Annotated in this window: 16 protein-coding genes and 1 other RNA gene; 3 read left to right on the plus strand and 14 right to left on the minus strand. The window is 30.1% G+C overall.

All coding sequences use genetic code 11. From position 1 onward, the window contains the following. Positions 1–609: 609 nt before the first annotated feature. The 3 genes from ACEG17_RS07525 to nifJ all read right to left on the minus strand — a co-directional run bounded on the left by ACEG17_RS07525 (position 610) and on the right by nifJ (position 8,494). Positions 610–1,509: a diacylglycerol/lipid kinase family protein gene (locus ACEG17_RS07525; RefSeq protein WP_372583215.1), complete on the minus strand. Its 900-nt coding sequence runs from the start codon at positions 1,507–1,509 to the stop codon at positions 610–612. Between the two features lie 187 nt (positions 1,510–1,696). Then, complete coding sequence (recJ, locus tag ACEG17_RS07530; protein WP_372583216.1) at positions 1,697–4,687, minus strand: single-stranded-DNA-specific exonuclease RecJ; 2,991 nt, start codon at positions 4,685–4,687, stop codon at positions 1,697–1,699. 237 nt (positions 4,688–4,924) lie between these two features. Then, positions 4,925–8,494 carry a pyruvate:ferredoxin (flavodoxin) oxidoreductase gene (gene nifJ / locus ACEG17_RS07535; protein ID WP_372583217.1) on the minus strand — a complete coding sequence of 1,190 codons (3,570 nt, stop codon included), beginning with the start codon at positions 8,492–8,494 and terminating at the stop codon, positions 4,925–4,927. A 537-nt stretch (positions 8,495–9,031) separates the two neighbouring features. On the opposite strand from nifJ, the gene ACEG17_RS07540 reads away from it, so the two are divergent. Beyond that, on the plus strand, positions 9,032–9,682 hold the full coding sequence (locus tag ACEG17_RS07540) for an RsiV family protein (RefSeq protein WP_372583218.1): 651 nt from the start codon (positions 9,032–9,034) through the stop codon (positions 9,680–9,682). Positions 9,683–9,756: 74 nt separating this feature from the next. On the opposite strand, the gene ACEG17_RS07545 is transcribed toward ACEG17_RS07540, so the two are convergent. The 3 genes from ACEG17_RS07545 to dapD all read right to left on the minus strand — a co-directional run bounded on the left by ACEG17_RS07545 (position 9,757) and on the right by dapD (position 12,950). Beyond that, a complete protein-coding gene (locus tag ACEG17_RS07545; protein ID WP_372583219.1) occupies positions 9,757–10,830 on the minus strand; it encodes a S66 peptidase family protein in 1,074 nt (357 codons plus the stop codon). A 127-nt stretch (positions 10,831–10,957) separates the two neighbouring features. Then, positions 10,958–12,097 carry a hypothetical protein gene (locus tag ACEG17_RS07550; protein ID WP_372583220.1) on the minus strand — a complete coding sequence of 380 codons (1,140 nt, stop codon included), beginning with the start codon at positions 12,095–12,097 and terminating at the stop codon, positions 10,958–10,960. Positions 12,098–12,251: 154 nt separating this feature from the next. Then, positions 12,252–12,950 (minus strand): 2,3,4,5-tetrahydropyridine-2,6-dicarboxylate N-acetyltransferase, encoded by a 699-nt coding sequence (gene dapD, locus ACEG17_RS07555; RefSeq protein ID WP_299574622.1) that lies wholly within the window; start codon positions 12,948–12,950, stop codon positions 12,252–12,254. A 412-nt stretch (positions 12,951–13,362) separates the two neighbouring features. Here dapD and rnpB point away from each other — a divergent pair. Both rnpB and glgP read left to right on the plus strand, forming a co-directional pair. After that, positions 13,363–13,711: RNase P RNA component class A (rnpB, locus tag ACEG17_RS07560), an RNA gene on the plus strand. 511 nt (positions 13,712–14,222) lie between these two features. Next, positions 14,223–16,496: a glycogen/starch/alpha-glucan family phosphorylase gene (glgP, locus tag ACEG17_RS07565; RefSeq protein WP_372583221.1), complete on the plus strand. Its 2,274-nt coding sequence runs from the start codon at positions 14,223–14,225 to the stop codon at positions 16,494–16,496. 447 nt (positions 16,497–16,943) lie between these two features. Here the strand turns inward: glgP and dnaJ are convergent, their stop codons facing one another. The 8 genes from dnaJ to hrcA form a co-directional block, all read right to left on the minus strand. After that, on the minus strand, positions 16,944–18,116 hold the full coding sequence (dnaJ, locus tag ACEG17_RS07570) for a molecular chaperone DnaJ (RefSeq protein ID WP_372583222.1): 1,173 nt from the start codon (positions 18,114–18,116) through the stop codon (positions 16,944–16,946). Between the two features lie 76 nt (positions 18,117–18,192). Beyond that, a complete protein-coding gene (locus ACEG17_RS07575) occupies positions 18,193–18,675 on the minus strand; it encodes a phosphatidate cytidylyltransferase (protein WP_372583223.1) in 483 nt (160 codons plus the stop codon). A 182-nt stretch (positions 18,676–18,857) separates the two neighbouring features. Further along, positions 18,858–19,739, minus strand: a complete 882-nt coding sequence (locus ACEG17_RS07580; RefSeq protein WP_372583224.1) for an aldose 1-epimerase family protein — start codon at positions 19,737–19,739, stop codon at positions 18,858–18,860. A gap of 99 nt (positions 19,740–19,838) precedes the next feature. Beyond that, the gene (locus ACEG17_RS07585) at positions 19,839–20,168 is read right to left on the minus strand and encodes a type II toxin-antitoxin system PemK/MazF family toxin (RefSeq protein WP_372583225.1); all 330 of its coding nucleotides are present in this window, start codon (positions 20,166–20,168) and stop codon (positions 19,839–19,841) included. After that, positions 20,162–20,413, minus strand: coding sequence for an AbrB/MazE/SpoVT family DNA-binding domain-containing protein (locus ACEG17_RS07590; RefSeq protein WP_021769887.1), 252 nt, complete (start codon positions 20,411–20,413; stop codon positions 20,162–20,164). Before ACEG17_RS07590 ends, ACEG17_RS07585 begins: the two co-directional genes overlap by 7 nt. A 134-nt stretch (positions 20,414–20,547) precedes the next feature. Then, entirely contained in the window at positions 20,548–22,374 is a 1,827-nt protein-coding gene (gene dnaK / locus ACEG17_RS07595; RefSeq protein WP_372583226.1) for a molecular chaperone DnaK, read from the minus strand. Between the two features lie 67 nt (positions 22,375–22,441). Further along, positions 22,442–23,029 carry a nucleotide exchange factor GrpE gene (gene grpE / locus ACEG17_RS07600; protein ID WP_147004906.1) on the minus strand — a complete coding sequence of 196 codons (588 nt, stop codon included), beginning with the start codon at positions 23,027–23,029 and terminating at the stop codon, positions 22,442–22,444. 24 nt (positions 23,030–23,053) lie between these two features. Beyond that, positions 23,054–24,064, minus strand: a complete 1,011-nt coding sequence (gene hrcA / locus ACEG17_RS07605; RefSeq protein ID WP_372583227.1) for a heat-inducible transcriptional repressor HrcA — start codon at positions 24,062–24,064, stop codon at positions 23,054–23,056. Positions 24,065–24,267: the final 203 nt, after the last annotated feature.

Below are 24,267 nucleotides of genomic sequence, written 5' to 3' on the forward strand. Positions count from 1 at the left end.
CTTTCTGTAAATTTCAAAATTTTTTTATAGAAAGTTTACTGATATTTTAAGTTTTCTTTTTTTATTATAATTTACATTTTATATTTTAATTTTTAACCTTTAACAAAATTTTCTAATGTATATTTATTTTATTTCATCAGCTGTATAATTAAAAAAATCAAAATATTAATAGTATATTTTATAAAAAAAATTCTATATATTTATTTATTTTTTTAGTTTTAATTTATAATACTATTAATCTTTTTTTATTTTTGTATATAAAAATATTTAAAGTATCGTATTCAATTTTAATATTATTAAAAATATTCTTCTCAAAAATAATAAAAACTCATCAGATAAATTCAGATAACGGTCAAAAAGTAACAATATTTTGACTATTAAAAATCAATAACAACATAGTCATACTGCCAAAACATTCAAATTTCAATTTATCATTATTATCATCTATTGTTTACGAAAGTATCATTTCTCGACAGTCAATTATATCAAAAAAAGACCCATTCGATAAAGAATAGTACCTTTTTTATATTTTTAATTTTACACTAACTTGAGTAGTGTTTACACAAAATAAAAAACTTTTTTAATCAGATTCCCTTATATTATAAATTCTTAACAAAAAACTTTTAATTTCCCACTTATAAACTCAATTGTTACATCTATGTTTTCCCCTTCTTCTCCATCAATGCTTACGTCAATTTCTTCAGAAACTTTTTTTATTTTACATTTTTTGGCTTGTAAAGTTCGGATGTAATCGTTGTTTGTTAGGTTGCTGTTCATTAAGTCTATTAGGATTTTTGGAATATCCAGCGGGTTGTCAATGTTTTTTACAATTAGAATATCCATAAATCCGTCATTCATACTGGCTTCATCAATTACATTTTCAAATCCTCCAACACTTTTCCCATTCAGAATTGCATATAAAATAGCCTTTTCCTTCACTTTCTCATTTCCATCCAACACAATATCCAAGTCAAAAGTCTTTATATTTGTAAGTTCTCCAAGTCCATTTATGTAATAGGCAATTTTTCCAAATGTTTTTTTCAACGTTTTGTCTGTATTGTAGGAAATTTTGGTAAATAGTCCGCCAGCATACGATGACAAGAACACAGTTTTTCCATTGATTAACCCAAAATCAATGTTTTTGGCAGTTTTATCTGTAATTTTTTCTATCCAGTTCTCAATGTTTTCTTCGATTTTCAATGCTTTCGCAAAGTCGTTTGATGTTCCTGTCGGAAATATTGCAACTTCTGGAAATTCAATATTTTTAGAATAAAGTTCGCTTAAACAACGGCTTAATGTTCCATCTCCACCTGATAAAATCAAAATATCATATTTTTCATTTTTTAAAATTTCTGTAAACAGGTCATAATCCTTATTTATACTATAAAGTGTCAATGTAATCCCTTTTTCCAGCAGTTTTGTCGTGATTAAATCAAAATTGCTTAAAATTATATTGGCATTTCCAGATTTTGGATTGTAAACCAAAATAGCCTTTTTTAGTTTTTCCATATTTCCTCCTATTTTTTAAATTCATTATTTCAAAGTGTTTATAAAATCTGACTAATATTATATTTCTTAATTTTATTTTTTTTATTCTTGTTACATATATATTGTTTTACAACACTTTTTTTCTCGAATTTTTTTAACAACAAATCAAGATTTTTTGCTAATCAAATATCTGTATCATTATTTACTTTTACAAAATCTCATTAACCGAATAATCAGAATAAATCTTTTCTCCATCAGTAAGCAACTTTTTCAATTTCATTTTTTCTTCAATCGGTAAATATTCTACAAAAATATTTTTTGCATTTTTTCTCTCCTTCTTCGTTGAATTTTCTAAAAATATTATATTTTCTGGCACTTCAATTTTCGTATCTATCTCTTCAATATTATTTCTGTCCAAATCATCTGTTTTTATCATAAAATCTTTAGAATTTATTATTACGCAAAATCTTTTCTCCACTTCCTGTTTTTCATCTTCACTTAACTTTTCTGTATTTTCCTGCTGTTTTTCCACAATACTCTCGGAGTTTTCCACATTTTCATTATTTTTAAACTCTATTTTTTCAATTTTCTTGTATTCCAGCTGTTTTGGTTCTTCATTAACTTCAAGATTTTGGCTATTTTCCTTAATTTCATAACTAATTTCGTTTTGCATTGAAAAATCTGTTTTTATAATATTTTCCAATCGTTCTATATCTTTATAATTATAAAACAATGTAAATGGATAGCCGTTTTCAGAATATTCTTCATTTATATCAAAATATGATTTTATAAAATTGTTAAAAGCTGACTTTTTATCTGAACTTATCACAATCTGACTTTTTTTATCAGTTATTTTTTTATAATAAATTCCAACTGTCAGCAAAAAATTTTCAAAATTTGACATTTTGTATTTATATTTTTCATTTTCATCAAAAATATTTTTTATAATCAAGCTTTTATTTTTCTTAAAAAACTGTGCCAGCAATTCTTTAGTCTGTGAATTATACTCCATTTTCCCAATCAAAAATTCTTTTATCTTCTTAAAAATGCCAATTTGTGTGTGATCGTAACATTTAAAATTATAATCTCTTTTTATCAGTATATTTACAATATTATGATTTGAAGCCTGCTTCACATCCTCCATTTTCACAGTAAAATTCCAGTTATAATACTGATTTAAAAGTATTAACAAGTTGGAAACACTGTAATCAAGCCGTCCAATGAACTTTCTTCCTTGAAAAAGCGAAACCTGATTAAATTCCATTTTCATTGTAATTTTCTTTTCCGTTTCCAGCTCAATATTCGTATAAAATACAGACTTCATCGGGAAAGATGTGTTAAAAAGCGAATGATAATAAGATAAAGTATCGTCCTTCAACTGTGACACTTTCACATCCTCAACATACACTTTCGTATAATATCTGTCCTGAAACATTTCCGTCTTTAATTTATAAACAATATCGTAAAACAAATTCTCATTCAGTTCTTTAAAATACTCGCCAGAATTAAACCAGACAGCATTTTTATTAAAAAATCCTTTTTGCTTTATGTCAAACATTATATGGTTTTTATTTTCTCCAATAAATTTTATATTTTCAAAAAGTACGTTATTGGTTCTGAACGTCGGCATTGGATTTCCAAAGCCAAATGGTTTTAAAAGTTCTATTATTTGGAAAAATTCGTACGAAACCTTTTGAATGGGGATTTGCTTATCAATTTCTATTATTTTTACAAAATCCTCTTCTTTCAGTTTTGTTTTTGCAAATTTATTTATTTTTTTCCTAAATAATTCCAAATTTTTTATTCCAATCGTAAATCCAGCTGCTCCAGAATGTCCCCCAAACTTCACAAAAAGTTCAGGCATTGACTGCAACGCCTCTAAAATATTAAAATTCCCAATGCTTCGGCACGATCCAACTGCTATTCCTTCATCTTCCTTCACTTCAATGATAATCGCAGGCTTGTAATATTTATCTACAATTTTGGAAGCCGCTATACCAATTACACCGTGATGATATTCAGGCGAATAGTCTACAATCACATAATCTTCCTTCAAATCGCTTTCTTCAATGTGTTTTTCCACTTTTTCCACAATTTCATTCTGCAATTCTTTACGTTCAAAATTTTTATTAATCAATTCCTTTACGATTATCTCAATTTCTCTATCATTATCTGAAATTAGTAATTTTACTACCATTTTTGCATCTTTAAGCCTTCCAGCCGCATTAAAGACAGGTGCTATGATAAAGCCCACATCATACGAATTATACTCAGTTTTCTCATTAAAATCTGAATTTTGCGTACTAAACAATTTATACAGTAAAAATCTAAGCCCCTTATTTTTAGAACGGCTAAGCTGCTCCAGCCCAAACTTAGTCAAAATTCTGTTTTCTTCCACCAGTGGCACAATATCCGCAACTGTACCAATTGCTACTAAATCGAGATATTTATATGCTTTCACTTTTTTTCCAATTCTTTCGTACAGACAAAGAATTACCATAAAAATAGTCCCTACTCCCGCTAGAAATTCAAAGGAAAATTCATTTTCAGGACGTTTCGGGTTCACAACCGTGATAGCATCTGGAACTTTGTCCCCATTTAAATTATGGTGATCAGTAATAATTATCGGTAAATTTATAGAATTTGCAAACTCCACTTCAGGAAACGCTGTAATTCCACAATCCACAGTAATTACCAAATCTGCCCCAGATTCTTTTATTTTTTTCAATGCTTCATTATTCAATCCATACCCTTCATCTCGAATTGGAATATAATAATTCACATTTTCTGCCCCAAGCTCCTTTAATGCCATATACAAAATAGATGTCGAAGTAATTCCATCCACATCATAATCCCCGTATATCCAAATATTTTTTTGTTCCTTTATCGCCTTTTCAATTTCCAAAACTGTCTTTTCCATATCCTGCAGTCCATAAGGATTCTGAATGTTTTCAAGTTTTGGATTCAAAAACTCCCTTATTTCCTTGTCTGTCGTTATACCACGTGAATAAAGTATTTTCAAAATATCATTATCAATTACCGAACTTAAATTCGTATTTTCAAAATTCTGTTTTTCAGTCTTACTTTTTTTCAATTTTTTTGTTTTTTCATCATTTTTCTGCTTATTGTCTCTTTCAATATATTCCCTCTCCTGTCGTGGATTAGGAATAATTTTTGTAGCCCATTTCGTATTTCTCATAGTTTTTTCCCCTCTTAATAAACTTTTTTGTAACTCTCCCCTTAAATATATAAATAAAAAAATAATTATTAACCTAAATAAACTAAAATAAATTATTTAAATATCTACATAATTTTACCACATTTTTTTATCAAAATAAATGCCAGCTATTCTAATTTTTTTCTAAAAAATAAGAAAAACCCCTAAAATAAAGGGGAATTTCTTTTTATGAAAAATAAATTTTATTTTAATTTAATTTTATTCTTCTGTTGAATAATCCATTGCTGCCATTCGTTTATAGTAGTTCCAGTTGTCTTTGGCATTTTTCAAGTTTGCTTCAAGTAATTCTTTAGCTTTTTCAGGAAATTCTGCGGCTAGGGTTGCGTATCTTCGTTCTCCTAATAGGAAATCTTCATATTTGTCCCAAGCGGGATTTCGTGTATCTAACTGCAGTGGATTTTTCCCTTTTTCAGCGAGCCTTGGATCATATCTGAAAATTGGCCAGTATCCTACTTCTGTTGCAAGTTTTTCTTCTGTCTGGAATTTACCCATTCCAGCTTTTATTCCATGCTCTATACAAGGTGAATAAGCAATTATTATTGATGGTCCTGGATAAGACTCTGCTTCTCTTATTGCTTTTAGTGTCTGATTTTGATTTGCACCCATTGAAACTTTTGCTACATAGATATTTCCATAAGTCATAAGTATTGCAGCCAAATCCTTTTTCTTAGTTGGCTTTCCAGAAGCAGAAAATTTTGCTACTGCTCCTGCTTTTGATGCTTTTGAAGCCTGTCCTCCTGTATTTGAGTAAACTTCAGTGTCAAGTACAAGCATATTGACATCATCTCCAGAAGCCAATACGTGGTCAAGTCCACCAAATCCAATATCATAAGCCCATCCATCTCCTCCAAACATCCAGATAGATTTTTTGATTAGATATTGTTTTAGTTCCAATATTTCAGCTATGTTGTTTTTTACTTTCTCATTTGGATTCTTAGACTTTTCCTTTTCCATCAAAGTTACTAGTTCATCACGTATTTCCGTAGTCTTGTCTCCATCATAAAAGTTATCTGCAAATAAAGTAAATAAATCAGAAAGTTCTGTTGAAACATCAGCCTTTATTTCTTCCATTCTTTTTAAAATTCTAAGTCGAATTGTATTTACAGCCTGAAACATTCCATACCCATATTCAGCATTATCTTCAAATAGTGAAGAGGCCCATGCAGGCCCACAGCCACTTTCAGCAGTTGTATAAGGTGAAGATGGTGCAGAAGCTCCATAAATTGAAGAACATCCTGTAGCATTTGCCACAATCATACGTTCCCCAAATAACTGTGTTACCAATTTGATATAAGGTGTTTCTCCACAACCTGCACACGCTCCAGAAAATTCAAATAGAGGTTTTGCAAATTGTGAGCCTTTTACAGTATTTTTTCCTAAAATCTTATCTTTGTATGAAACATTGTTAAACAAGTAATCTGTGTATTCAATTTCATTTCTTTCAATTTGAGACTGAGTAGATTTCATAACAATGGCTTTTCCACGTGGTGCAGGACAAACATCTACACAGGCACTACATCCTGTACAGTCCAGAGGCGATACCTGAATCTTATATTCAAGTCCATCCATTCCTCTACCAAGAGCTTTTATCGTAGGCATTCCTTCTGGTGCCTTTTTCATTTCTTCTTCATCAAGCAGAAACGGACGTATTACAGCGTGAGGACATACATACGCACATTGATTACATTGGATACACATGTCTGGTTGCCATTCCGGCACTTCATCAGCGATTCCTCTTTTTTCATAATGTGCTGTTCCATGCTGGAAGCTTCCATCTACCATTCCATTTTCTATAATTGAGGAAACTGGTAATTCATTACCTTTCATATGGTTAATCGGATCTGCAATCTTTTTGATAAATTCAGGTTTTGCAGCTTCAATAATTTGCTCATTGACTTCAAGGTCTGCCCATTCTGGCAATACTTCAACTTCTTCCAGACCGTCAATTCCCCTATCAATAGCATTCCAGTTTTGTTGAACAATATCCTGTCCTTTTCTTCCGTAACTTTTTTCTGCATACTCTTTCATGTATTCCTTTGCTTCTTCATGAGGAATTACTTCTGAAAGATAGAAAAAGGCTGATTGCATAATAGTGTTTGTTCTATTTCCTAATCCAATTTCTTTAGCTAATTTTGTAGCATTTATAATGAAAAATTTGATTTTTTTTCTAGCTAGTTCCCTTTTTATCTCATTCGGAATACTTGGAATCAATTTTTCCTTTTCCCAGATTGTATTTAAGAGGAATATCCCTCCTTCTTTCAATCCAGAAATCATATCATATTTCCCAAGATATGCAGGTGCCGAACAGGCTACAAAATTAGGTCTTGTAACCAAGTAAGTTGAGCGAATTGGATTTTTACTGAATCTCAAATGAGATCTTGTCACTCCTCCAGCTTTTTTTGAATCGTACGCAAAATATCCCTGTGCATACAAATCTGTCTTATCTCCAATAATTTTTATCGAATTTTTATTTGCTCCAACTGTTCCATCTGAACCAAGCCCAAAGAACAGACATTCTTTTACATCTTCATTTCCAGTAAACACTTCATCTTCAAGCGCAAGAGATGTAAACGTTACATCATCAATAATTCCAATTGTAAAATTATTTTTAGGCTCTTTTTGTGCAATATTCTTGAACACTGCTATAATTTGCTCTGGCGTTGTATCCTTTGATGACAGTCCATATCTTCCACCAACAATTTCAGGTGCATTTTCACGTCCATAGTAAAGTGCCTTTACATCCATATATAATGGCTCACCCAATGCTCCAGGCTCTTTTGTCCTGTCAAGCACAGCAATCTTTTTCACACTTTTTGGCATTGCATCAAAAAAATACTTGCTGGAGAAAGGACGATACAAATGAACATTCAGTACACCTACATTTTCCCCATTTTTATTCAGATAATCCACAACTTCCTTTATTGTTTCATTTACAGACCCCATTGCAATAATAACTCTTTCAGCAGTTTCTGATCCATAATAAACAAAAGGTGCATAGTTCCGTCCTGTCTTTTCGCTAATTTTTTTCATATAGTCATTTACAATATCAGGTACAGCTTCATAAAATTTATTTTGGGCTTCTCTTGCCTGAAAATAAATATCGTCATTCTGAGCTGTTCCCCTTGTTACAGGATTTTCTGGATTCAATGCTCTTTCCCTAAATTCCTGAACAGCTTTTTTATCAAGCAGGCTTTCAAGAAACTCATAATCCATAACCTCTATTTTATTTATCTCATGCGAAGTCCTAAATCCATCAAAAAAATGCATTACCGGCACTCTCGACTTAATTGCTGCCAAATGTGCAATTCCAGCAAGATCCATAACTTCCTGAACTGAACTTGTCGCAAGCATAGTCCATCCTGTCATTCTAGCCGAGTAAATATCCTGATGATCTCCAAATATTGATAACGCCTGTGTAGAAATAGCTCTTGCCGCCACGTGCATTACACCTGGAAGCAATTCCCCAGCTATTTTATACATATTAGGTATTTTTAATAGTAATCCTTGAGAAGCAGTAAACGTAGTGGTCAAAGCTCCAGTTTGTAATGATCCGTGTACAATTCCTGCAGCTCCAGCCTCTGATTGCATTTCCACAACCTTTACTGGCATTCCAAATAAATTTTCCTTTCCGTATGATGCCCATTGATCTACAAGCTCTGACATAGTTGATGACGGAGTAATCGGATAAATTCCAGCAACTTCCGTAAATGCGTAAGCTATGTGAGCTGCAGCTTGGTTACCATCCATTGTTTTCATATTTTTTGTCATTTTTCCCTCCAAATTAAGAAACTTTATAACTTTTTCATTTTTTGTTTCATTATAAAATTTCAATTACATATATATAATTATATATTTTCTAGTCCAATTTTGCAATTATTTTTTAACTTTTCTTTTTATTTTTATGAATCAAGTCATTGTTAGTAAAGTTTTTCTCTTTTATTTTCGCAGGATTACTCATTACCAGCAAAAAATACTCCTATGGACTAGTTTGTACTAAACTATGTTTAAAAATGAAAATTGTATTTTTATTATTTTGAAATAGTAGGTTTTTATCCTTTGTCGGAAAAGTTTGTAATAATTTCGTTATTTAAATGGTCTTTAATATTAAAAAGAAATTTCATTTCTAAAAAATTACAATTATTTTTAGTTTAACTATAATTAGTTAATAGTTTTAGATTAAACACTATTGAAAAGGAATACTGTATTTTAGAAAAAATAAATCCATGCGAAAAAAGTTTGCTTATTTATAAAATTTAGTATATAATATACTAAAAACAAAAAATAAATTTTGAGGTGATTATAAAAATGAAAAAACTAACATTATTTTTTATGACATTGCTTTTATTTAATGTGTCATTTGCAAAGGAAAAAATTGATACTACTTTTACATTTCGAGATTTTTCTCCAACATCAGCGAGTATTGTAAGAGTTACTCCAAAAACAAAAATTGAAAATAAATCAAGAATTTCATATCCTGTATTTGCTGGTAGAAATTCTACTGTTACTAAAAATATGAATACAAATGTAACAAGATTTATCTCTGATTATAAATCTACAAAACATATTTCTTATAATGTTTCTTACGATGTAACAGCAAACAACAGTTCATTTGTAAGTATTTTATTTACAATTGAATTAACAGACAACGATACAGGACAAAAAGCAAAACTTCACAATGCAATGACATTCAACTTAAAAAATGGAAAAGTTTTACAGCTTAAAGACCTATTTGCCGATGGATTTGAATCTTCTCTATCAAGTGCAATTAATAATAAATTTAAACAGTTTGGTCTTCCTCAAGTTGATAAATTTGATGCAATTGTAAAACAGCAAAATTTCTACATGGAAAATGATTCTATTATCTTTATTTACAATAAAGGTGAAGCTTCTAATTTTGCTGATGGGGAAGTATTTATTCCATTCTTATTGACAGATTTAATAGGAATCTTAAAATAATTTTAAACTAAATATATTAATTAAAAAATACACTAAAAAATAAATTTTACTTTATTAATAGTGTATTTTTTTATTTACTTTGTAGCTTTTTCTATTAAAATTTCACGTTTGTAAGTATCCATACTGGCTTTTGCTCCAATTGGCACGGTAATAAATGGTCTTACGTGTCCAGATTTGAAATTTTTTACAATCGGAACATTTAATTTCCCAAAGTTATCATAAAAAACTTCATCAATAGTCATATCTGTTGGATCTGACTGTTTAGGATTCTTAAAATCTCCTAATATGATTCCCTGTAATTTATCAAATTTTCCAGCCAGTTTTAATTGTTTCAACATTCTGTCCACACGATAGCTTGCTTCGTTTGTTTCTTCTAGAAATAATATTTTCCCATCTGTATTAATTTCGTGGTCTGTTCCAAGTGTAGCAACTACTAATGACAAATTTCCACCAGTAATCCTTCCGCTTCCACGTCCAGTTTTCATGATTGAATAAGTATCATCAAAACCTAACAAATTATACGACTCATTACTTGTAAAAGCTTTATTAAAGGCATTTTCTGTAACTGGCGGAATATTTTTCAAATTATCTGCCATAGGTCCGTGAAATGTCACAAGCCCAGTTTTTTCATTAATTGCGAGTAATAAAGTTGTATTATCGCTAAATCCTGAAATAATTTTAGGATTTTTCTTGATTACGTCATAATTTAATTTATCTACAATTCTAATTCCGCCATATCCGCCACGTACAGCAAAAATAGCATTAATCTTAGGATTTGCAAACATATCATTTATATCTTTTGCTCTTACATCGTCAGTTCCTCCAAATCCGTACCATCTTGATGAAAATGACTGTCCATATACAACATTAAATCCTCTGCTTGTCAAATATTCTATTTCTGCGTAACTATTTTCGTTAGTATAGTTTGCAGGTGCTATTAAACCAATTGTATCGCCTGGTTTTAGTCCTTTTGGAATTATAATTTCATTTACTGTATTATTTTTTGAACTCTGAGAATCTACAACATTTTTTATTTTTGTACTTACGCCTGAACTACTTCTTGTTGTATTGTATGCGGCATTTAATGTTAAACTAGTTGTTAATAGTCCTAATAGTAACAATTTTTTATTTATTTTTATTGTTCTCACTTCCTTTTATAAATTTGATTTTTAATAAATTTTCCAAAAAAATAGGCAATTTATCTTAATATTCACAATTAAGATGCCTTGCCTAATTATACCAAATAATTTTATAGTTTACAATTTTTTATTTAACTTATTTCTTCATCGCTTGAACTTGTTTTAAAACTTCTGCTGCCCCACTTACCTTGTTATTTACAGCTTCTTGTAAAATTTTAACTGCTTCAGCTTTTTTTCCTTGTCCTGCGTAAACTTGTCCCAAAACAACTTTTGCAGTGTTGTCCTTGTCTTCAGTTATAGCTTTTTGTAAATATTTTTCAGCTAACGCTCCTGCTCCAACTCCTCCGAAATAAGTTCCAATTTGTCTGTTTGTAACTTTAGCTGATTTTAATTGACTATAAATTGAATTTAATTTTGCAGTATTGTTTTGCACTTCATAAATTCCTAACAATAAAATTTTTGCACTTGTATTCTTAGGTTCTGCAGCTACAGTTTTTGCTAAATATTCCTCAGCTTTTGCAGGATTATTTTGCTGCAGGTAGAAAGTACCTAACATTCCTAAGATTTGTCCATTTTTACCTTGTGAAGCTGTATTCATTTCTAATAAATATTTTTCAGCTTGTGCTGGATTCTTTTCATTCATAGCAATTTCAGCTAGCAAGATTCCTGCTCCATTTACACGATCTTTCGCTCCAGTGTATGCTTTTTGTAAATATGATTTAGCTTGTGCATTGTTATTTTTTGTTAAATAATATTGTCCAATGTTGTAATTTACTTCAGCTACAAAATCTTTATTTGAAGATTGTACTGCTTTATTGTATCTTGCTGTTCCTTTTGATTGTTCGTTATTATCAAAATAGAAGATAATTAAGCTTGATACTATGTCAGCATTACTTCCACCAGATTTTTCATCTGTCCAAAGAATATATTTTTCAGCTTCAGCTTTATTTTTTTGTTGAATTCCCACTAAGTAAAGTAATCTTGCAGCTTCAATAGCTTCTGCATTTGTAGATTTTCCATTTCCCCAAGCAGCTTGTAAATAAGGTTTTGCTTGAGCTACTTTATTTTCTTGCAAATAATATGCCCCTAATTCAAGATTAGCTTTTTGTGCATAAGCAGCATCTGTTCCTTTAGCAACTCCTTCCAATACCTTTACTGCTTCAGCTACTTTTTTCTCTCCTGCTAGTTTTACTGCTTTTTCATAATCTGATTTTCCATCAGCAAATGAAATTGCCCCTGTTACTAAAATAGCTCCTATTAGTAATATTTTTTTCATTTTTCCTCCTAAATAATTTGAATTTATCCTTTTATTTAAATGTACACATTTATTTCACAAACTTATTTTATCATTTTTAAATTTGATTTTACTTATAAAGTTGCGTAAATAATTCTAAGAATTGCTTTTTTATTCGTCTTTTTATAAAAAAGTACTAAATATTTCTCAAAGCATCAACTAATTCTGTTTTTGAAGCAGTCTTTGCATCTACACCTTTTATGATTCTAGCAGGCGTTCCAGCTACAACAACACCTTCTGGCACGTTTTCTGTAACAATCGCTCCAGCTGCAACAACCGAACCTTTTCCTACTCTTACACCTTCCAGTACAACAGCATTCGCTCCAATAACTACATCGTCTTCAATAACTACTGGATCTGCCGAAGGTGGCTCAATAACTCCTGCAAGTACAGCTCCTGCACCAATGTGACAATTTTTACCAACTTTTGCACGTCCACCAAGTACAACGTTCATATCAATCATTGTTCCTTCACCAATCTCAGCACCGATATTTATAACAGCTCCCATCATTATAACAGCTCTGTCTCCAATGGTTACTTTATCACGAATAAACACTCCTGGCTCAATTCTTGCATTAATATTTTTAATATCAAGCATAGGAACACCAGAATTTCTTCTATCATTTTTCAGATAATAATTATTAAGATTATTTTCACTAATAATTTTTTCAATTTCTTCCCAATCTCCAAAAACTATCTTTAAGCCTTCTTTTCCTATTACTTTACAAGAATAAGCATTTTTTATGTCTTCATCTGTATAAAGTTCCACAGGTGTGGTCTTCTTGGCATCAGCAATATATTGAATAATCGCCTTTGATTTTTCCAATTCAGTCATTCTACTCCTCCAGTTTTATTTTTACATATTATGATTTTTTAATCATTGTATTTTTCGTATTTTAGCATTTTTTTCTGATTTTTACAACTGTAATTTGTTTTTTTAACTTTTTATTTTGATTAAACATAATTCGTTTTCAATATATAAATAACGGAATTTAAATTTTATATTAAACATTTGTTTCCGATAATATTTTAAAAATATACTCAAACCTATTTAAAATTAAACTACTAAAAATTATATTGATTTAGGGTTTGAGTAAAATAGTCATAGCCTTTTGAGTTTAGTTTTAAAGCAGTTTTACTATATAATAGGTATATTTTTTTACTATTGATTATTTTCTAAAAAATTATAATCTTTTTTGAAATAGAAATAAATTGACAAGAATAGATAAAAAATGTTACTATAAATTCAGGTTTTGGAGTTAATCGCTTGAAAATTTATTTTTAAGAGGAAAGTCTGGACTTTGCAGGGCAAGGGAGGCAGCTAACGGCTGCTGGGAGAAATCTTAAGGAAAGTGCCACAGAAAAGAAACCGCCTGTCTTTTTCAGGTAAGGGTGAAAAGGTAGTGTAAGAGACTACCAGTAGTTTAAGAGATTAAATTAGCTAGGTAAACCCCTCCCAAAGCAAGAGCAAGCAGAAAGTTATTAAGAGGCGGCCCGTCTTGACTTGATTGGTAGCTCGCTAAAATCCATAAGCAATTATTGATTTAGATAAATGATTAACAAATACAGAATCCGGCTTATACCAAGGCCTACCTAGACTCAGAAATTTTCTGAGTTTTTCTTTTTTATAAATACATTAAATACATTCAAACTTACAGCAATTTTATTCCAAATAATGAATTTATAGTAAAACTAGTTTAAAATAGAACTCAAAAATTATGACTATTTTACTCAAACCCTAAATTATATAATTTCTATCAGTTCAATTTTAAATAGGTTCGAGTATATTACAAACTTTTCCAATGAAGAATGAAAACCAATTTTTCTAAAAATATAACCTTTAAATAATAAATTAACCAACTTTTATTTCCTCAAGTCTTTTCATACCCTAATCTTTCGACATTTACGTAAACGTCTTGACAAACTTTAAAATAAATTATATAATATGGCAACATAGTAAAACAACTTTAAAATTGGATATAACTTATAATTAAATTGCTTAAATCACAAGTTTATTTATTATAATAATAATCCAATTTTGAAGTGGTTAAACCATTAAATTTATTATAAAAAACAAAAATTTATTTGAAAGGAAATAATTAAAACAGTGAGTTATAATTTTACAGATTTTTTAAAGAAAAAAAATGAAAAAAATTTAAACGAAATGACAAATCAAGAAATTTATTACAAATTACTGGAATATGTTAAAGAAAGAGCAGATGAAAAAACACCTAATAAATCTAAAAAGAAAATATACTATATTTCTGCAGAGTTCTTAATCGGAAAATTATTATCAAATAATTTGATTAATTTGGGAATTTACAAAGAAGTAAGGGAAGAATTGAAGGCAGCAGGAAAAAACTTGAGCCATATCGAAGAAATAGAAGTGGAACCTTCATTAGGAAATGGTGGACTTGGAAGACTTGCTTCGTGCTTTGTTGATTCAATGTCAACTTTAGGAATCAATGGAGAAGGAGTTGGACTTAACTATCACTGCGGACTATTTAAGCAAATTTTTAAAAACAATGAACAAACAGCTGAACCAAACTACTGGATAGAAGATCAAAGCTGGTTAAGAGATACAAATATTGGATATGAAGTGAAATTCAAAAACTTCAGTTTACATTCAAAATTAAAAAGAATTGATATTTTAGGATATGAAAAAGATACAAAAAATTATTTGAATTTGTTTGATATTGAAAGCATTGACTACAATTTGATAAAAAATGGAATATCATTCGATGAAGAAAATATTGAAAAAAATCTAACATTATTCCTATATCCTGACGACAGTACAAAAAAAGGGGAATTGTTACGTATTTATCAACAATATTTCATGGTGTCAAATGCAGCAAGATTGATTATTGCTGAAGCAACTGAAAAAGGAAGCAACATTCACGATTTAGCAGACTATGCATTTGTTCAAATTAACGATACGCATCCAAGTATGGTAATTCCTGAATTAATTCGTATTATGACAGAAGAGCATAATATTTCTTTTGAAGAAGCAACAGAAATTGTAACAAAAATGACAGGATACACAAATCACACAATTTTAGCAGAAGCATTGGAAAAATGGCCTCTAGACTACTTAGAAGAAGTTGTGCCGAACATTGTTGAAATTATAAAAAAATTGGATAAAGTCATAAAAGCTAAATATTCAGATGAAAAAGTACAAATTATAGATAATCAAAACAGAGTTCACATGGCAAATATGGATATTCATTTTTCTTCAAGTGTAAACGGAGTTGCTTATTTGCATACTGAAATCTTGAAAAATAGTGAACTTAAAGAATTTTATGAAATTTATCCAAACAAATTTAACAACAAAACAAATGGTATCACATTCAGAAGATGGCTTGAAAGCTGTAACGAAGACTTGGCAGACTATTTGAAAGAATTAATTGGTACAGGATATTTAACAGATGCTGAAAATCTAAAAGAACTTTTAAAATATGTTGATGATAAAAATGTTTATGAAAAATTATCACAAATTAAACACGAAAATAAAATTAAATTGAAAAAATATTTACAACATACACAAGGAATCGTTATTGACGAAAACAGTATCATTGATACTCAAATTAAGAGATTCCACGAATATAAACGTCAACAAATGAACGCTTTGTATGTAATTAAAAAATATTTAGACATTAAAAATGGAAAATTACCAGAAAGAAAGATAACAGTATTATTTGGTGGAAAAGCTGCACCAGCCTACATCATTGCTCAAGACATAATCCACTTAATACTTTGTCTATCAGAAATAATAAACAATGATTCAGAAGTAAACAAATACTTAAATGTTTACCTAGTTGAAAACTATAATGTAGGATTAGCTGAAAAAATTATTCCAGCAACAGATATTTCTGAGCAAATCTCGCTTGCTTCAAAAGAAGCCAGTGGAACTGGAAATATGAAATTTATGCTAAATGGAGCATTGACTCTTGGAACAATGGATGGAGCTAATGTGGAAATTCACGATCTTGTAGGCGATGAAAATATCTATATTTTTGGAAAAAATAGTGATGATATAATCAAATTATACGAAACATCAGGTTATGTTTCAAAAGATTACTACAAGCAAGATGGTATAAAAGAAGTAGTTGATTTCATAACTTCAGACAAATTATTAAAAGTAGGAAATAAAGAAAGATTAGAAAGACTTCAAAATGAATTAATAAACAAAGACTGGTTTATGACATTAATCGACTTTGAAGATTACTACAACACAAAAGAAAGAATGTTTAAAGACTATGAAAATAAAGACTTGTGGTACAAAAAAGTAATAAACAACATAGCAAAAGCAGGATTCTTCTCATCAGATAGAACAATCGCACAATATGAAAATGAAATTTGGAAAACTAAAGGAACTAAATAAATTTAACTAAATAAATTTTATAAAGCAGGGATTAAATTCTTAACTCCCTGTTTTTTTTAGTTCATGTTAAATTCCGTTTAAATAAAGAATTCATTACAAACTTTTCTAATAATGAATATTAACCTAGTATTTTTAATTAATTATAAGATATAATTTTCATCTTTTAAATAGAGCCTAGTATATAGTAAAACTAGTTTAAAACAGAACTCAAAAATTATGACTATTTTACTCAAACCCTAAATTATATAATTTCTATCAGTTCAATTTTAAATGGGTTCGAGTATAAAATAAAAAAGGTAAAAAGTTGAATAATTATGAATTAGTTATTGAACAATCTCATTAAAAAAATTTACTCCTATTTTTAAAAGGATATTAGTATTAGACAAAAAAAATATTCTAATCAGCTACGACTAGAATATTTTTATATTTACTCTTTTTTTTAAACTTTTAATTTTCAAATTTACTAAAAAATCTTTTTATTTTATCTTTAAATGAATGTGCTTTTTTGTAATTTTTCTTATTGTCAAGTGAGCCGTCAAATTCACGTAAGATTTCTTTTTGTTTGTCAGTAAGATTTGTTGGTGTTTCCACTTTTATTTCTACAATTTCATCTCCTCTATTTTCACTTCGGCCATATTTAATTCCTTCATTTCTCAATCTGAATGTTTTTCCATTTTGAGTTCCTTCAGGAATTACTATTTTTTTCTTGCCGTTAAGTGTAGGCACTTCCACTTCTCCACCTAAAATAGCTGTTGTCATTTTTAAAGGCACTTCACAACGAATATCATACTCACTTATTCTTTCAAAAATATCATGTTTTGCAACAGTTATATATACATATAAGTCTCCGAAGATTCCACCATTTGCTCCAGCATTTCCACCTTCTCTTACAACTAATCTTTGTCCTGTTTCTACTCCTGCTGGAAATCTTACTTTTCTTGTATGTGTTTCTCTTTCCAATCCTGTTCCATGACAAGTATGGCATTCTTTTTCAGGAATTTTCCCTGTTCCATGACATTTATCACATTCCTGTATTCCGCTTGTCATTCCAAACAATGTTCTCTGTTGTACTCTTACGTGTCCTGAACCATTACATTTATCACATGTTTTCATATTGTGTCCTGGCTCAGCTCCACTTCCATGACAAGTTTTACATTGTCCATCTCTTTTATATTTTAATTCTTTTTCTGTACCAAAAGCAACTTCTTCAAGAGTTAATGTTAAGTTGTATCTCAAATCATCCCCTTGATGAACTCTTGGTCCTTGACTTCGACTTCTTCCACCAAAAAAACTTCCAAAAATATCTCCTAAATCCTCAAAATCAAATCCACCGGCACCTCCGCCAAAGCCTCCAAAGCCTTGTCCACCAAAGCCACCTGCTCCAGTTCCCCCATTTTCAAATGCAGCATGTCCATACTGATCATAAGCTGCCCTTTTTTGTGGGTCACTTAATATTTCATTTGCTTCCTGTACTTCCTTAAATTTGGCTTCAGCTTCAGGATTATCCTTATTTCTGTCAGGATGATATTTTTTTGCCATACTCCTATACGCTTTTTTTATATCCTGTTCCGAAGCGTTTTTAGGTACGCCAAGCACTTCATAATAATCTCTTTTTGCCATTTTCTATCTTTCATCCTTTCCACTTCTGCAAATTTTATTTAATCTTTCGTTATAATAATATCAATTTTTTTTAAACTTAAATACTTCCAAGTAGACTTACCAGCCCAAATAACATAAGCATCTCATTATTTATATTTTCCATACCTCTAAAATATATTAGAAGTCCTGGAGATCTATAAAGTATAAGCACTATCATTAATGTAATTAACAAATATAAAGCCCCTGTCACAGGTTCTTTTCCTTTTCCAACTTCTCTTATTTTATTAAAAATCGAGCTAATTGAAATAAATATAAAAACACCGTATAAAAATGACTTAAAACTAATATTCAATGGTAATACGTAAATTAGAATCAGTAGCAAAGTTTCTACAATTGCATTTTCAAATCCAGCCTTTAGTGATTTATTAACAAAAAAACAAACTCCTAATACAATTAGAAAATATATAAATATGTATAAGTTTGAAAAATTAAAATTATAATTATAAAATAACATTCCAAACGATACCGAACCTACAAAAATCGAAAATTTCTTCAAATTATTTTTTAGTATCTCTAGCATTTTCACTTCCTTCTATTATACAATTCCATAAAATATCTTCTAAATTGTCAGGAACTTATAATTTTTTAGTTTTATAACTGGTATCCAAAAAATTATAATCATCTAATAATTGGTTTCACAGCTAATTGAATATATTATAACCTAATTTGCCAATAAAACCAATATAAAATTTAAATTTTTGTTTATTTTTTACCTTCAATGATCAATTTTGCAAAAAATTCACTATCTTTTTCCAATTTTAAAATCCCTGTTTTTTCTTCCAGTTTCCCGCTTGCATTCTCAAAATCCGAAATTCCGTACCAAGGCTCTATACACACATAAGGAGCTTTTGGCTTGCTCCAAAATGCAATATAAGGAAATCCTTTATAATCAACACTAAGTTCCTTAGAATTTTTACTATTTTTTATCGTAACTTTCTCTGATTTCAAATCATCAAATACTATCGCATCATTATCAAATATAGTTTCAGTAATCTGCAATTTATTTTCATTATTCAAGCAATCAGCTTTTTCATCAAAAACTAACCCATTATCAGTAAGTTTATATTTCTGAGAAGTCTCGTTTTTTTCAAATTCCAAATAATAATCGCTCAATTTTATATCATCATTTACATCAAGTGCAAATGCAGGATGTGTTCCAAGTGAAAAATACATATCAGAATTATTCTTATTCACAACATTATACCCAATTTCTAGAGTATTTCCGACAATTGTATAAGTTATAAACAGTTCAAACTCAAACGGATATTTCTCTAAAGTTTCCTTACTAGAAGAAAATCTAAACTTCAAAGAATTTTCAGTTTTCTCAACCAGTTCAAAATCCTCAGTCCGAGCAAACCCATGCCGTGTAGAAATTTTATACTCTTTTCCGTTGTAACTATAAGCCCCATTTTTTATAGTCCCAACAAATGGAAACAGTACAGGCGAACTAGCAGCCCAAAACTCAGGCTTTCTATCCCACATAAACTCTTCTCCGTTTACTTTATAACTTCGTAATTCCGCCCCTCTATCCGCAACTGCAATTTCAACATTTCCATATTTTAGAGTGTTTATTGTATTTTCCATCTTTAGCACATCCTTTTTTAAAGATTTTTATTTATTTTGATTTTATTATTGTACCAAATTTATTTTTTAACCTTATTATCCCAATTTCAAATTTATTTTTTATTCAATTTCTACTTCAGAAAAAATAATGTCTACGACTTTTTCTAAAATGTCCTCTGGTAATTTTTCAATAATTTTATAACTTCTTGTAGTAATATCCAAAGATTTAAGGTGTTCACATAAAATTATACCCGTAGTAGCAGTCCTATTATCTAATTTTATATGAAGCGGAAACTTATCTATTGAATTTGTAATTGGACAAACTAAGACTAAATTTGTTACCTTATTGAAAGTATCATTGCTTACTATAACCGCAGGACGATATCCAGCTTGTTCATGTCCTACCTGCGGATTAAAATTTATCTTTATTATATCCCCTTGTTTTACCATACCTCTTTACCTACTGGTTCTCCCCAATCTATTTCCTGTTTTTCATAATCCTCATTATAATTTGCAAATAATTCCTTTATTGTCTTTCTTTTTTCTTTTTTTATTTTTTTTAATTTAAGGCAATCATCTCCCTCTTCTATCAAAATAGTGTCATTTACCTTTAAATCAAGTATTTCCAATATTTTTTTAGGAAGTCTTATTCCTTGACTGTTTCCCCATTTTTGTATTTTTAAAACCTCTGCCATAATAATCTCTCTTTCTATTAAGTATATACATAGTATATACTTTTTTTATAAAAAAATCAATTATTTTTTACAAAAGAAGGAGAACTAATTCCCCTTCTCAATCCTATTTTTCACTTTAAATTTCTATTTCTTAATTAATCCACAACTTCCGCATCTTCTACATCATCAGCACCAGAGTTATTATTTTCTCCAGCTGTTTCTCCACCTTGTGCTGCTTGTTGTGCTTGAGCTGCTTCTTGGTACATTCTTGTTGCGAAACCTTGAGAAACTTTTGATAATTCTTCAATTGATTTTCTGATTGCTTCTACATCGTCGCCATCTTTTACTTTTTTCAATTCTTCGATTGCTTTTTCGATGTCTTCTTTTTCAGTTCCTTGAAGTTTATCTTCGTTTTCTTTTATAGTTTTTTCTGTTGCGATTACTAATTGGTCAGCTTGGTTTCTTGCTTCTACTAATTCTTGGAATTTCTTATCTTCAGCTTCGTGTGCTTCAGCATCTTTTTTCATTTTTTCGATGTCGTCTTTAGATAAGTTAGAACTTCCAGAAATTGTTACTGTGTTTTCTTTTCCAGTTCCTAAGTCTTTTGCAGAAACGTGTACAATTCCGTTTGCATCAATATCGAATGTTACTTCGATTTGAGGTACTCCTCTTGGTGCAGGTGGAATATCGTTTAAGTTAAATTCTCCTAATTTATGGTTGTCAGCCGCTCTTGCTCTTTCCCCTTGTAATACAACTATTGATACTGCTGGCTGATTATCTGCCGCTGTTGAGAATACTTGTGATTTTTTAACAGGAACTGTAGTATTTCTTTCGATAATTTTAGTAAATACTCCTCCCATTGTTTCAATTCCTAATGATAATGGTGTTACGTCTAATAATAATACATCTTTAACGTCTCCCATTAATACTCCACCTTGAATTGCCGCTCCTGCCGCAACTACTTCATCAGGGTTGATTGATTTGTTAGGTTCTTTTCCTAAGAAAGATTTTACCCATTCTTGAACCGCTGGAATTCTTGTAGAACCTCCAACTAATAATACTTCATCAATATCGCTAGGACTTAAATCAGCATCTTCCAACGCTTGTTTTACTGGTCCTTTAGTTGCTTCAACCAAGTCTTTTGTCAATTCATCAAATGCCGCACGAGTCAATTTTTTCTCCAAATGTTTTGGTCCTGTTGCGTCCATTGTAATAAATGGTAATGAAATTTGTGTTTCTAGTGTAGTTGACAATTTTTTCTTAGCATCTTCTGCCGCATCTTTCAATCTTTGAATTGCCATTTTATCATTTCTCAAGTCAATTCCAGTTTCTTTTTTAAATTCATCAGCTAACCAGTCAATAATTTTTTGGTCAAAATTATCTCCACCTAAGTGGTTATTTCCAGAAGTTGAAATAACTTCCACAACTCCATCTCCGATTTCAAGCACAGATACGTCAAATGTACCTCCACCTAAGTCAAATACTAATACTTTTTCTTCTTTTTTCTTATCTAATCCATAAGATAATGCAGCCGCTGTTGGCTCATTTATAATTCTTTGAACTTTAAGTCCTGCTATTTCCCCAGCATCTTTTGTAGCTTGTCTTTGTGCATCTGTAAAGTATGCAGGCACTGTAATTACAGCTTCTGTTACTTCTTCACCTAAGTAAGCTTCAGCATCTTTTTTCAATTTTTTAAGAATCATTGCTGAAATTTCTTGCGGTGTATAGCTTTTTCCGTTAATATCAACTTTATAGTCGCTTCCCATGTGAGTTTTAATCGAAATTACAGTTGAATCAGGATTTGTAATAGCCTGTCTTTTTGCAATTTCTCCTACAATAATTTCTCCATTATCTTTAATGTTTACTACTGAAGGTGTAGTTCTTCCTCCATCACTATTTGGTATTATAGCAAAGTTTCCACCTTCCATAACTGCCACGCAGCTGTTTGTTGTCCCTAAATCTATTCCTATTATTTTACTCATATCTATCATTCTCCTTTATTATCAATTTTTTATAAAATTTAATTTATTTGTTTATTTTTTTCAATTTTTATTGTTTCTTATTAACCGTAACCATCGCAGGTCTTACAACTTTTCCTTTCATTTTGTACCCTTTTTGGAAAACTTGCACAACCACGTTGTCATCCAGTTCCTCTTTGTTTTCAGTAATCATTGCTTTATGTTCGTAAGGATCGTACTCTTTTCCAGCTGCTTCAATTTCTTCTACGCCTTCTTCTGTCAATAGATTTTTTAAATTATTCAAAATCATATTAACTCCTTCAATTAATGAATCAAAGTTTTGACTTTCCTTCGAGGCGTCAACCGCTCTTTCCAGATTATCTATATTGTCAAGCAATTTTACGATAATCCCTTCAGAAGCGTATTTTCTCATTTCAGCAACTTCGTTTTCTTTTCTTTTTGTGAAGTTTTGAAATTCAGCTAACTTTCTTGTATATGAATTTTTCCATTCTTCAAGTTCAGCTTCTAATTTCTTTACTTTATCATCACAATTATCAGAAGTTTCTTCTGCACTTTTTTCAGCTTCTTGATTTTCTACATTTTTATTTTGCTCTTCAACCGCTTCATTCTGTACAGCTTCACCTTCCAAATTTTCCTTTTCCAAATCTTTTTCCGCCATTTAAAAAACCCACTCTCCTTCTTATTATTTATTTTTTTGATTTAATAACTGATTTACTTCTTCTGCTACATATTCAACGAGTCCAACCGTTTTTGAATATTCCATTCGTTTTGGTCCAATCACACCGATAATACCCTTCGCATTATTAAGCGTATAAACCGAAAATACAAATGAGAAATCTTCAAGTCCTGCAATATTCAAATCTTCTCCGAAAATTACATTAACTTCTCTATCCTTAAATTCCTCCATCTGTAAAAACTGTGCAAACACGTTCCGTAAATCATTCGGATTATTAAACAATTTTACACGGTTTATAAGGTTCATTACATCAGATGCGTTGTTTTCAATGAGATTCGTTCCACCTTCAAAAAATAATTTTCCTTCTTCAGAAATTATATTATCCTGAAAATCGCTTTGCATAAATAAATTTGTATTTGTGAAAAAATCCTTTAAGTCAGATAATGTAAAATACTCACTATTTGCAATTTTTTCATTTAAAAAATTATTTATTGTTTCCACTTCATTTTCAGTTACAGGATTTTCCAGAAAGATATTTAGATTTTTTGTAAGGGAAGAATTCATTACAACTACGGCAAGTACAGTCGTTTCATTAATATGTACCAGTTTTACCTTTTTTACACCTTCCTGCGTAAACGCCGGCTCTAATACAACCCCGGCATATTGACTAATTTTTGACAATAATCTAGATGTTTCCTCAAATATTGTATCAATTTGATTCATCCTCTTATTGTACGCCTGCATGACCTTCGCCTTTTCTTCCTGAGAAATATCTCTAATTTTCAAAAGCTCATCGACATACAGCTTATATCCTTCACTTGTCGGAATACGTCCAGAAGATGTATGTGTTTTTACAATTAGGCCCTTATCTTCCAAATCTGCCATTGTATTTCGAATAGTGGCCGAAGACACTCCAATATTGTACTTTTTCTCAAGTGTCCGTGATCCCACACTCTCACCAAATTCCAGATAGTGCTTGATAATAGCCTTTAAAATCAATTGCTCCCTATCATTCATCTTGGCACCTTCCTTTTTGTTGTTAGCACTCTCTAGGTTAGGTTGCTAACTATAGATATATAATATTACATTTTTTTAAATTTGTCAACACTTTTTTTAAAAATTTTTTCATTTTTTTGTATAGATGTCAAACATTTGTTACAAAAATATATTAAAAAAAATATTTCTTCCCTAATGTATCTTTAACCTACTGATTTTCCTTG

Origin of the sequence: Leptotrichia hongkongensis (assembly GCF_041538065.1) — a bacterium.
Taxonomy (GTDB): domain Bacteria; phylum Fusobacteriota; class Fusobacteriia; order Fusobacteriales; family Leptotrichiaceae; genus Leptotrichia; species Leptotrichia hongkongensis.

Excerpts from the sequence above, each read along its gene's own strand:
- ACEG17_RS07525 (WP_372583215.1), bottom strand. The coding sequence starts at position 1,509 with ATGGAAAAACTAAAAAAGGCTATTTTGGTTTACAATCCAAAATCTGGA.
- recJ (WP_372583216.1), bottom strand. The coding sequence starts at position 4,687 with ATGAGAAATACGAAATGGGCTACAAAAATTATTCCTAATCCACGACAG.
- nifJ (WP_372583217.1), bottom strand. The coding sequence starts at position 8,494 with ATGACAAAAAATATGAAAACAATGGATGGTAACCAAGCTGCAGCTCAC.
- ACEG17_RS07540 (WP_372583218.1), top strand. The coding sequence starts at position 9,032 with ATGAAAAAACTAACATTATTTTTTATGACATTGCTTTTATTTAATGTG.
- ACEG17_RS07550 (WP_372583220.1), bottom strand. The coding sequence starts at position 12,097 with ATGAAAAAAATATTACTAATAGGAGCTATTTTAGTAACAGGGGCAATT.
- dapD (WP_299574622.1), bottom strand. The coding sequence starts at position 12,950 with ATGACTGAATTGGAAAAATCAAAGGCGATTATTCAATATATTGCTGAT.
- dnaJ (WP_372583222.1), bottom strand. The coding sequence starts at position 18,116 with ATGGCAAAAAGAGATTATTATGAAGTGCTTGGCGTACCTAAAAACGCT.
- ACEG17_RS07575 (WP_372583223.1), bottom strand. The coding sequence starts at position 18,675 with ATGCTAGAGATACTAAAAAATAATTTGAAGAAATTTTCGATTTTTGTA.
- ACEG17_RS07580 (WP_372583224.1), bottom strand. The coding sequence starts at position 19,739 with ATGGAAAATACAATAAACACTCTAAAATATGGAAATGTTGAAATTGCA.
- ACEG17_RS07585 (WP_372583225.1), bottom strand. The coding sequence starts at position 20,168 with ATGGTAAAACAAGGGGATATAATAAAGATAAATTTTAATCCGCAGGTA.
- ACEG17_RS07590 (WP_021769887.1), bottom strand. The coding sequence starts at position 20,413 with ATGGCAGAGGTTTTAAAAATACAAAAATGGGGAAACAGTCAAGGAATA.
- dnaK (WP_372583226.1), bottom strand. The coding sequence starts at position 22,374 with ATGAGTAAAATAATAGGAATAGATTTAGGGACAACAAACAGCTGCGTG.
- grpE (WP_147004906.1), bottom strand. The coding sequence starts at position 23,029 with ATGGCGGAAAAAGATTTGGAAAAGGAAAATTTGGAAGGTGAAGCTGTA.
- hrcA (WP_372583227.1), bottom strand. The coding sequence starts at position 24,064 with ATGAATGATAGGGAGCAATTGATTTTAAAGGCTATTATCAAGCACTAT.